Origin of the sequence: Aureispira sp. CCB-E (assembly GCF_031326345.1) — a bacterium.
GTDB lineage: Bacteria > Bacteroidota > Bacteroidia > Chitinophagales > Saprospiraceae > Aureispira.
This window is the reverse complement of sequence record NZ_CP133671.1, coordinates 1,811,253-1,821,938: the sequence shown is the minus strand read 5'-3', so window position 1 is coordinate 1,821,938 and position 10,686 is coordinate 1,811,253. Positions and strand designations below refer to the sequence as shown.

General features: G+C 35.6%; 9 protein-coding genes and 1 tRNA gene. 5 read left to right on the top strand and 5 right to left on the bottom strand.

Going from position 1 to position 10,686, the window contains the following annotated elements:
• The first annotated feature begins 494 nt into the window (after nucleotides 1-494).
• Nucleotides 495-1,193: a thymidine kinase gene (locus QP953_RS06985; protein WP_231512811.1), complete on the top strand. Its 699-nt coding sequence runs from the start codon at nucleotides 495-497 to the stop codon at nucleotides 1,191-1,193.
• Between the two features lie 91 nt (nucleotides 1,194-1,284).
• Here QP953_RS06985 and QP953_RS06980 read toward each other — a convergent pair whose 3' ends face one another.
• Entirely contained in the window at nucleotides 1,285-3,288 is a 2,004-nt protein-coding gene (locus QP953_RS06980; RefSeq protein ID WP_309554432.1) for a T9SS type A sorting domain-containing protein, read from the bottom strand.
• Nucleotides 3,289-3,865: 577 nt separating this feature from the next.
• On the opposite strand from QP953_RS06980, the gene deoD reads away from it, so the two are divergent.
• Both deoD and QP953_RS06970 read left to right on the top strand, forming a co-directional pair.
• The gene (gene deoD, locus QP953_RS06975; RefSeq protein ID WP_309554431.1) at nucleotides 3,866-4,561 is read left to right on the top strand and encodes a purine-nucleoside phosphorylase; all 696 of its coding nucleotides are present in this window, start codon (nucleotides 3,866-3,868) and stop codon (nucleotides 4,559-4,561) included.
• A gap of 180 nt (nucleotides 4,562-4,741) precedes the next feature.
• Nucleotides 4,742-4,996, top strand: a complete 255-nt coding sequence (locus tag QP953_RS06970) for a hypothetical protein (RefSeq protein WP_052598260.1) — start codon at nucleotides 4,742-4,744, stop codon at nucleotides 4,994-4,996.
• Between the two features lie 122 nt (nucleotides 4,997-5,118).
• On the opposite strand, the gene fumC is transcribed toward QP953_RS06970, so the two are convergent.
• Nucleotides 5,119-6,513 (bottom strand): class II fumarate hydratase, encoded by a 1,395-nt coding sequence (gene fumC, locus QP953_RS06965; RefSeq protein WP_052598261.1) that lies wholly within the window; start codon nucleotides 6,511-6,513, stop codon nucleotides 5,119-5,121.
• Nucleotides 6,514-7,007: 494 nt separating this feature from the next.
• Here fumC and QP953_RS06960 point away from each other — a divergent pair, with 494 nt between their 5' ends.
• Nucleotides 7,008-7,577 (top strand): DUF1573 domain-containing protein, encoded by a 570-nt coding sequence (locus QP953_RS06960; RefSeq protein WP_052598262.1) that lies wholly within the window; start codon nucleotides 7,008-7,010, stop codon nucleotides 7,575-7,577.
• Between the two features lie 142 nt (nucleotides 7,578-7,719).
• Nucleotides 7,720-8,583, top strand: a complete 864-nt coding sequence (locus tag QP953_RS06955) for a UbiA-like polyprenyltransferase (protein WP_052598263.1) — start codon at nucleotides 7,720-7,722, stop codon at nucleotides 8,581-8,583.
• A 95-nt stretch (nucleotides 8,584-8,678) separates the two neighbouring features.
• Here QP953_RS06955 and QP953_RS06950 read toward each other — a convergent pair whose 3' ends face one another.
• The 3 genes from QP953_RS06950 to QP953_RS06940 all read right to left on the bottom strand — a co-directional run bounded on the left by QP953_RS06950 (nucleotide 8,679) and on the right by QP953_RS06940 (nucleotide 10,623).
• Nucleotides 8,679-9,134, bottom strand: coding sequence for a hypothetical protein (locus tag QP953_RS06950; RefSeq protein ID WP_052598264.1), 456 nt, complete (start codon nucleotides 9,132-9,134; stop codon nucleotides 8,679-8,681).
• Between the two features lie 75 nt (nucleotides 9,135-9,209).
• A tRNA-Met gene (locus QP953_RS06945) sits at nucleotides 9,210-9,283 on the bottom strand.
• 224 nt (nucleotides 9,284-9,507) lie between these two features.
• The gene (locus tag QP953_RS06940) at nucleotides 9,508-10,623 is read right to left on the bottom strand and encodes a PorP/SprF family type IX secretion system membrane protein (protein ID WP_052598265.1); all 1,116 of its coding nucleotides are present in this window, start codon (nucleotides 10,621-10,623) and stop codon (nucleotides 9,508-9,510) included.
• Between the last annotated feature and the right edge of the window lie 63 nt (nucleotides 10,624-10,686).

Below are 10,686 nucleotides of genomic sequence, written 5' to 3'. Positions count from 1 at the left end.
TAATTTGAATAAAATTGGTAAAATCCTTGTTTTTTTTATCCAAAACAAGTACAATTGCCTACCTAAGATTGAAGTCTATCAAAGAGTTTTTTTATAATATGTTTAAATATTTTTGCCACCTGATAGTCAATATAATATTCAATTCATGAATAAAATTTAAACAACCACTATTCCATTTATAAAAAAGCGCTTTTTTTATCAACAATCAATTATTTGAACAAGTTTTTCAAATTACCTTTTTATTAATATAAAATTCCATAAATCCACGAAGTACTGATTACAAATAACAACCAATAATCAAGTTGTTATCAAATGAAATTTTGTGGTTTTTGCGTTGGTATACATCACACCAATGAATAGTACGTTGCTATTTTCTATTCATATTTGATAATTACTCAACGTTCAAAGAAATTTAATACAAAGATGCTACGAAAAAACTAAATCAACAAATTAAGTATAAAGACAAAAGCTACTCTTTTCTAAAATAGTTTTTTATGAGCGTACTTTTGAGCATTTGTTTAGATTCCTGTTATGGTAGCTTTTCTATAAATCAAAAATCTGGTAAAGATTGCAACTATTCTATTATGTCTGGTAAATTAAGTTTAATTCTAGGTCCTATGTTTTCGGGCAAAAGCACCATTTTGTTAACACGATATAGACGCTATCAAATTGGGGGCAAAGCCTGCTTACTCATCAAATACGCCAAAGATCAACGTTATAGTGGTTCTGAAGAAATGCTGGTAACACACGATCAAATTAGCTACAAAGCAACTTCCTGCCACAAATTAGAAGAAGTCCATGACCTTATCCAAGATTATGATGTTATTTGCATTGATGAAATTCAGTTTTACCCCGACGCTAGCAAATACTGTGATGCTTGGGCCAATGCTGGCAAAATTGTAGAAGTCTGTGGTCTAAATGGGGATTATCGCAGAAAACCTTTTGAACAAATTAGCCTTCTAATTCCTTTGTCAGATGACATTAGTTACGTTACAGCAGTTTGCAAAGCAACAGGAAACGATGCTCCTTTTACCATGCGACTATCCAAAGAAAAGAAACAAGAAGTGATTGGAAGCACAGATAAATACCAAGCTGTTTCTAGAGAACGTTACCTGCAAGGTACAACTGAAAAATCTAGCACTACACAAAAACCTAAAGCAGCTGCCGCTGGTCTTAACCAAGAAAAAGCATAAACTTTTTTGCACGACGAATTGCTATTACAAACATAAAAGCCATAAGCTCCAAAAGAGCTTATGGCTTTTTGTTTATCGAAAATATCGACGATTATTTACGAATTTGAAGAACTTTACTTTCCTTGTAACTAGCACTTTGAACCGTAATCAAATACAATCCATTCGCCCAATTGGAAGTATTAAAACTCATCGTAGTTCTGTTATTCAATTGACTACTCATAACAACTCTTCCCAAAGCATCCGTCACCATGAAGGTGGCATCTGATCCTACGGTAGGTGGAATTTGTACATTTACAGAAGTAGATGCAGGGTTAGGATAAACAGCCAACTGTTCTTCTGATGCAGCTTTTACTACACTGGTAGTAACAGATGGAACTACTTTCTGAACCGTATGATTGATACGATTAGTAAACCAAATATTACCTTCTGGACCAATTTTTAAACCTGTCAAGCCTGCTGCCCCTGTTGAAATTTTTCCTAAGTAAGCAACTGGATTAACGCTAATGTCATAAAAACGAATATCTCCTGTTGTGTAATCTCCTACGATCAAACGATTCCCTATCAAATCGATACCACAAGGTCGTGTCAACCCAGTATCAATAACTGTTTCTGAAACCACATTTTCCATTTCGGAATATTCAGCAACTTGTTCAAGCGTCGGATTTAATGGATTTTTAACATTACCTGTATTGGTATTCATTCGCAATACTCTATCGTTTCCTACATCTACAATATACAACCAACCAGAAGACTTATCTAAAATAAGGTGACTTGGAACATCACCATCCTTGGCAACTACAACTTCAGTATAGCGTCGAATAATACCATCACCATGATAATGTTGTCCTGGTCCGTGATCTTCTACAAAATCATAATATACAATATTATTAGCATTGCCATCAAATAACCAATACGCATTGTCTTTGTGATGTGCAATCCCCATTCCATAAGGTGTCTCGTGCAACATATCCAAATGACTTCCATTCGTGCCAGGTCCTGCATTCTGTGCATAAATAGACATATCGCTAGACCATAACGTCGGTCCTGTGAAAGGTGCTCCACCATCGTGATTAGCATCATAGACACCTGCTGATGTTCCCCAGTTGCCGTTTGTTCCAAAAGCTAATCCTGTTGGTAAAGACATAAAATGCCATGCATTGCCATCTCTCAACCAAAGACTAGATTGATTGGGCATCCCAGCATTAGAAATAGTTACTGTAGAACCTCCTGTAGACTCTGTATTTTCATTCAAAACCCAAAGTTCTTTTCTACTTAGAATTGTATGAAAATCCAAATCTGTTGGTTTATTGACTTGATTCGAGCTAGTTGCAATCGTTGAGAAAACAGGCGCTGAATTTAGGAAATCATCCATGATATTGGGAATCACGGTTCCTTGATATACATCCAATTGTATGCTAGAAGTATCATTGGATGTATACATATCAGCATTGCCATTATTAATACTATTTACCCAAACTTTTAACCCTTGAGGTCCTGTGTTTTGTGGAGACCACAATGTAGCAAATTTAATGTCGTACTTTTCAGATGGTGATACATTCAAAGAGGTAAAGTTCTCTGTTACAACAGGCTCTGTTCCTGCTTGATAGCTAATACTTAGCTCTGTAATAACTGTTGAGCTGATATTGGTTAAAGAACTTTTGACTTCTACTGTTTCGTCACTTCCAACGACAGGAAATGGGCTCTGTACTTTTCCCATCATAATATCATAAGATAATAGAGGGGCAAAAAATGTCATACTTTCAGAATTAGAAAAAGAGCCTCCTGAAGCAACTGTCACACCACTAATACTAACTGTATAAGAACCATTCCCACTAGAACAACAAATGCCATCTCCGTAACTATCTGATATTGTAAAAACGACTTGACTTCCCGTAGGTACACAAACACTTGCATTAATAGGCGTTGTATTATTGTTCGTATAAGGACCTCCTGAAGCATATACCGTTCCTCCACCTGGTGATGTAAAATTCCATGTAGTTTCAGAACCATAATTATCGGGCACTAGGTTAAATAAAATCTCAGTCTCACCTGCTTGGCACTGTCCATTTGCAAGCTTAACAATTCCTAATGCCATTAAAAACATTAGACATAAGTTTAAACATTTCATAATTAGTTATTAGTAGTTGACAATAAAATATTTCTATAGCAGCGAGGTATACCAAATGTTATTTCACAACAAGCAAGATTCATTTGAACTTACAAGGTATTGTTTTTCTATTACAAAAACGACACAAAAAAGCCTAACTATTTCAATTCAAACAATGCCTAAAAGGACAGATAGCCAAATAAAATTCTTTCAACCAACTAGCACTTACTCAAACTATTGTTGGTAGAACGTATCAACCATTTCTATAAATGATATACTTTACAAGTCTATACAATTTTACTACCAAGAAACATTCATTTTTAGATTCAGTCTCCTATTAATAAAAGAAGTCACCAAGTAATATCCCAGACTTTTTCATTTTGGTTCGAAATACTTCACAAAGTTTATTAACTTAGATAGCTTGTCTTGAATTTTAGCTTCTAACCTTGTAAAAAGAAGAAGCAACCTAGTTATTTTTTAAGATGTTAATTCGAATTAAACCGTTAATAGGTTATTACTTTCAACTCAAGCACTATTTCCTTTTATTTATTTTAAAACCTAATTTATGAGTCTACATATTGGAGCCAAAGAAGGCCAAATTGCAGAAAAAGTATTGCTCCCCGGTGATCCACTCCGAGCAAAATGGGTTGCAGAAACTTTTCTAGAAAACCCCTTTTGTTATAACACTGTAAGAGGAATGAACGGTTATACGGGAACCTACAAAGGCAAAAAAGTCTCTGTACAAGGTACTGGAATGGGAATTCCCTCTACCTCTATCTATGTCAATGAATTAATTTCTGGCTATGGTGCCAAGCAACTCATCCGAATTGGAACAGCAGGATCTTATCAAGCTGATTTAAAGGTTAGAGATGTTGTTTTAGCCATGTCTGCTTCTACCGATTCTGGAATCAACCGAAGAAGATTTAATGGTATGGATTTCGCTCCTACAGCAGATTTCACCTTATTCATGAATGCTGTCCGTGCAGCTGAAGCAAGGGGAATTCAAGTCAAAGCGGGGAATATTCTTTCTGCCGATGAATTCTATAATGATAATTTTGAATCCTACCAACATTGGGCTAAATATGGAGTACTTTGTGTAGAAATGGAAACAGCTGCGATTTATACCTTAGCAGCTAAATTTGGAGTGCAAGCCTTGACCATCTTAACAATATCTGATGAGTTGGTCACAGGAATCGAATCAACAGCACAAGAACGGCAAGAAACTTTGAGTGAAATGGTAGAAATTGCCTTAAATATTTAATTTATGTTTTTAACATAACAATAAGAGGAATACATACAAACCATCCTTTAATATTAGACGTTTTTTAAAGTAACAAAACGTACTGCCAACTTGCTCTTTATTCCCGATTATTTATCTGTGAAATGAATGATCATCAAGTTATAGTACATCAATCGTGTTCCTATTTAAAACAGAATTGTTATGAGTTTTAAAAAACTGAATGATATACTGGTTCAACATTTGACCAATATCAACCGCACAAGACAAGACGTTTGCAACAATACCGTTTTCAAAAATGTCTTGCAAGACAATGATGGCATGGGAGGTTTGAGCTCTTCTGATTTGTATCGATTACTGGTTCAAAATAGTATTAAATCGAACAACCAACAATTAAGATCTTGGCCTCAAGATTGGCTTGAACTAACCGTATGGGACTTGTCAGAACAAATAGGGTAACTTAATACCCTAAACAAACCATCCAGAAATAGAAGGACAAAATGTAGAGTAGCTAAACTAAAACTGAACATTATGTCCTTCTACTTATTCTGGTTGAGGCAGAACAATAAGCAAACACTTTATTAATCCAAGCTTCCAATCATATCTTCAGGACGAACCCACTGATCGAACTCTTCTTCTGTTAAATAGCCTAAACTCAAACCTGCTGCTTTCAAAGTTGTACCTTCTTTATATGCTTTTTTAGCAATTTCAGAAGCCTTATCATAACCAATTTTAGTATTTAGAGCTGTCACCAACATCAAAGAGTTATTCAAGTTCTCTTTAATAGCTTCATAGTTAGGCTCCAACCCTACCGCACAATTTTCATTGAAGCTAACACAAGCATCTCCAATCAATTGAGCTGACATCAAAAAGTTATAAATCATGACAGGTTTAAAAACGTTCAACTGAAATTGACCTGTCATACCACCAACATTAATCGCAACATCATTTCCAATGACTTGTGCCATTGCCATCGTCATTGCCTCTGCCTGTGTAGGGTTAACTTTCCCTGGCATAATCGACGATCCTGGTTCGTTCGCAGGGATAATGTATTCTCCAATGCCACAACGAGGACCTGATGCCAACATTCGAATATCGTTGGCTATTTTCATCAAAGAAACAGCAGCTGTTTTTAAAGCTCCGTGTCCCTCAACAATAGCATCATGAGCAGCAAGAGCCTCAAATTTATTTTCAGCAGTTACAAACGGTAACCCTGCCAAGTTGGCAATTTTTTCTGCTACTAAGGAAGCATAACCTTTGGGTGTATTTAATCCAGTCCCTACAGCTGTTCCCCCCAATGCCAACTCAGATAAATGTTCTAATGTATTCTTAATTGCTTTTATAGCATGATTCAATTGAGAAACAAAACCAGACAGCTCCTGCCCTACTGTTACAGGAGTAGCATCCATAAAATGTGTTCGACCAATCTTTACAACATCCTTATATGCTGCTGATTTATCTGCCAGTGTGTCTCTTAAAGCTTCCAAACCTGGAATCGTCACCTCAACAACTTTTTTGTACGCTGCAATGTGCATAGCAGTTGGAAAAGTGTCGTTAGAAGATTGAGACTTATTAACATCATCATTAGGATGAATACTTTTTTTCTCATCCAACAAATTACCACCATTCAAAACGTGCGCTCTATTAGCAACCACCTCATTGACATTCATATTGGATTGTGTTCCCGAACCTGTTTGCCAAACAACCAATGGAAACTGATCATCTAGCTTTCCTGCTAAAATTTCATCACAAACTTTTCCAATAAGATTTGATTTGTTCGCATCCAAAACTCCTAGTTCCGTATTCGTTTGCGCGGCTGCTTTTTTCAAAATAGCAAACGCTTGAATAACCTCCTTAGGCATCAAATGTCCTCCAATTTTAAAATTTTCTAGAGAGCGTTGTGTTTGAGCAGCCCAATATTTGTCCGCTGGCACATCAATATATCCAATAGAGTCTTTTTCTTTGCGAAACCCCATAATGTGTATGTTTTTTATTTTTTAATAATTATCTATAATAACAGGCAAAATTATTACTTGCCATACATCTTTTCTATCAAAAAGTAAATGTCGTAAAAATCTTTACCTTATACAAACATAACCATCCGCTAATTTTTTAGTTTTTCATAAAAAAAAACATTCCCCCCATTCGTACAGCACTGATAATCAAAATTTTAAAAACAAAAATGCTTTAAAATATATCCTGTTGATTATCAACAAAATACATTTAACTCCATCTACTTTAATTGGAACGCCTCATCCTCTAGTATGCCCAATCAAACAAATTTCTCACTAATACCGTGAAGTTATAAAGCATCCAAAACCGAACACTACATTTATTTAAGCCTTCAAACACGTTAAAAAGCGTTAAGATTCGCTTCAACTATTTTCATAGTTAAGAAAAATAGATTATTTTTGTAAAGCAAATTTTTATTCTAAAAACAATTATTCTTAGTAAAACCAATTTAGACAAAATGGAAAATAAGGAAAACTTAATATTGGGTGGCATGGCAGTAATGGCCCTTTGGCTTTCAGTTTTAACGTATAGCGTATACTTTTCTAGTAGTGCTAGTGCTAGTACTCTAGCAGCAACTAGAGCTTTGAATACAACAGCAACAGCGACTCCTCCTACTAGTCAGCCAGCAATAAAACCTACCAATACCAATACACAACCTCAGCAACCAGAAGTAGATCCAGCAACAGCTGCTAATCTTGTTTTTTCTGAAAACGAGTTTGACTTTGGAACTTTAGAAGAAGGTGAAAAGGTAGAGCATGTATTTAAATTTGAAAACACAAGTAACAATCCGTTGACAATATCCAACGCTAGAGGTAGTTGTGGATGTACAGTTCCTGAATGGCCAAGAGAGCCAATCGCTCCAGGCGAGAGTGGCGAAATTAAGGTAAAATTTGACTCTAAAGGAAAAAAAGGAAAGCAAAGCAAAACTGTTACGATTACAGCAAACACAATTCCTGCTAATACAATCTTAACAATCACTTCTGATGTAATCAAGTTAGAGGGAGAAGATGCAGATGCTTCAAAATAAAAGTAGACCAAGCGTCTAACCAAAAACTCTATGCAGATTTTATTTTGTATAGAGTTTTTTTTGTATCATTGTACTAACTTTTAGAAAATATTGAAAGTTCTGAATTGTTCAAAATAATAGCGCTCAAAAGCTTAGCTTTTCTATGAAAAACTATCTATCTCTTATCAAATTTAGCCATACCATTTTTGCAATGCCTTTTGCCTGTATTGGCTTTTTTTTAGCAACTACAAATACCTCAACTTCTAGTGCTATCAACTGGTGGTTGTTTCTAAAGGTAGTGCTCTGTATGGTTTTTGCTAGAAGTGCAGCCATGGCATTTAATCGATATGCCGATAGAGATATTGATGAAAAGAATCCAAGAACAGCACAAAGAGAAATTCCTGCAGGTGCTATTTCTCCTGAAAATGCACTTTACTTCGTTATTGTTAACTGTATTTTATTTGTTCTTACCACTTATTTAATCAACCCACTTTGCTTTTATCTTTCTCCAATAGCACTGGCTGTGGTCTTAGGATATTCGTATACCAAGCGTTTTACAGCTCTTTGTCATTTTGTTTTAGGAATTGGTTTAGCATTGGCTCCTATTGGCGCTTATATCGCTGTAACAGGTGTATTTGATAACAATAGCATTACAGCCATTATCTATTCATTTGTAGTGCTATTCTGGGTCTCTGGGTTTGATATTATTTACGCCCTACAAGATGAGGATTTTGACAAATCACTTGGCTTAAATTCTATTCCTGCCACATTAGGCAAAGAACGCGCTCTAATGCTTTCTAATCTTTTGCATATTATCTCAGCAGGCTTAGTCATTTGGGCTACACTAAGAAGCGATGTAGGGCTTTATTCTTGGATTGGAACCGTTGTATTCATTAGTTTACTTATTTATCAACACTTTTTGGTAAAACCCAATGATTTGAGCAAGGTCAACTTAGCATTTTTTACGACCAATGGTATTGCAAGTGCTATATTTGGCATCTTGATAATTTTAGATCTATTTATCTAACCTCCTTCTCACAAAAAAGAAAATAAGTCAAGGTAGCTTCATAATTATACCTCTAATTTAATCACAACAGCTTCTTTTTATAAATCAAGATAGCTCTAGATAATATTTTTTATAGAGTAGCGTCTACCTCTAAATTCAAGCTCCTCACCTACCTTTTTCTGAAACAACAACTGTCCTATTGGGGAAGCCAAGGTAATAGCAAAATAAGAATTTCCTTCAACTGTCAATTTTCCTGCACTAATGGAAAGATAAAAAACACCTTGATTCGTTTCAACCAATGCACCTTGCTCGACACAGTCACATTCAATTTCTGGATTAATACGATGCAACTGCTTTTTATAATCCAACAAAACAGCCAATTGCCTCATTTGTTTATCTTTTTCCAAGTGCAACATAGCACGTCCTGTCTCATACTTATCTCCAACACTACTCTTGGTTTCTGCCTCCAACGAATCATTCAACTCATTTAATCTATGCTGTATTACATTCAATCGTTTTTCCAAGAAAGACACACAAGATTTGTACAACGCAGCTTTTAAATTTAGATCCATCAATCATTGATTAGAAGTGTATAAAAAAAGAAAAAGCACAAACAATTGAATAACAATTATTTGTGCTTAAATCAGTAGCGGGAGGGAGACTCGAACCCCCGACCTCAGCATTATGAGTGCTGCGCTCTAACCAACTGAGCTATCTCGCCGTTTGTGCTAAGTGCGCAGCAAATATACGACATTATATTCTTAAACCAAATTTTAAGGCTAAAAAAAACATTTTTTTTCAAAAAAAAATCAGCACAACTCCTTCGAAAAAACATAACAAAAACAAAATCAGCACATTGAAAACATCATTCAATGTGCTGATTTTATGGATAATCCTGAAATTATTTTATTCTAATCAAGATAAAACACAAACTGCCGAACATTTTTAGTTAAACGTTGGACAACCTTGTCCTCTTGATCGTTTACCATCATGCGTATAAATAATAGAAAACTCTAAAGACCCTTGTCCCCCAGAAACGTTCGATAAAGTAGATGTATTGATATCGTAACTTACTGCAAATTGGAATGTTTGATAATCTAATCCCACAGCAATAACCAACGCATCAGCATCAATTTCAGATTCTAATCTATTCGCTAAACGAGTCCATACAGATAATTTAAAGGCGAAGTCATCATATCTTGGTGCTTGGTATTTCATTCCAATTCCCATGTTTAATTCCATAAAAGGTCCTTGAAACATTCCCACAAAACCAGGTAATAAACTAATGGCAGACCCACGTCCTCCAACCAAAAATTCACCTCCTGCATGTGCAGTTACACGCATGTATAGACGCTCCACATCAGCTCCAGCATTAGAGCGATTAAACAAAGAGATTTCTGGGCGATTCAAATGAAACAATCCCAATCCAGCATAAACACTCTTGCGATCTCCCATCACTCCGTACCACAACAAACCAGCACTCAAATCTGGATAAATCTTAGTCATACGCATTCCACCTGTATTCTCTCCACTTGTAATACCTTGATTGTACGTATTATTATCAACTACATATTGTGTACTATATGTCAAGTTCAACCATTTTACACTTCTTTGCCCAATTCCGATTTGTGCTCCTGCAACTAAATATGAAGTTAAACTAGGTCGGTAAGAACGTCCTCCCCCTGTCAACTTTTTCATGTAAGTAATTCCTAAATTAATATCTGTAACATTGTACTGCCCTGCACCTGCCACATCTGTCAAAGCAGAAAAGCTTAGACCAATATAATCCGATCTAAATACAGGTGTTTTTAACTCAGCGCCTACCGCATAAGTATAATAAGCGTTGGATCCCCCCATCACAGATCCCCATTGTGTTCTAAAGTTCGCTCCTACACGCCAAAGTCCTTCAAAGACTCCTGCCATAGCAGGGTTTAACCGAAGCGGTGCTTGATAATATTGAGAGTATCTTGGGTCGCCCTGTGCGTATACTTCTTCGCTCGGTAATAAAGCAATACTATTAAATATAATAGCAATAAGAGAGAGTCTAAAAAATAATTTCATAATCACCGGATTAATAATATTCTAACTAATAGTTTCTTTTTAATGTTGAACTAGTACCTTTTA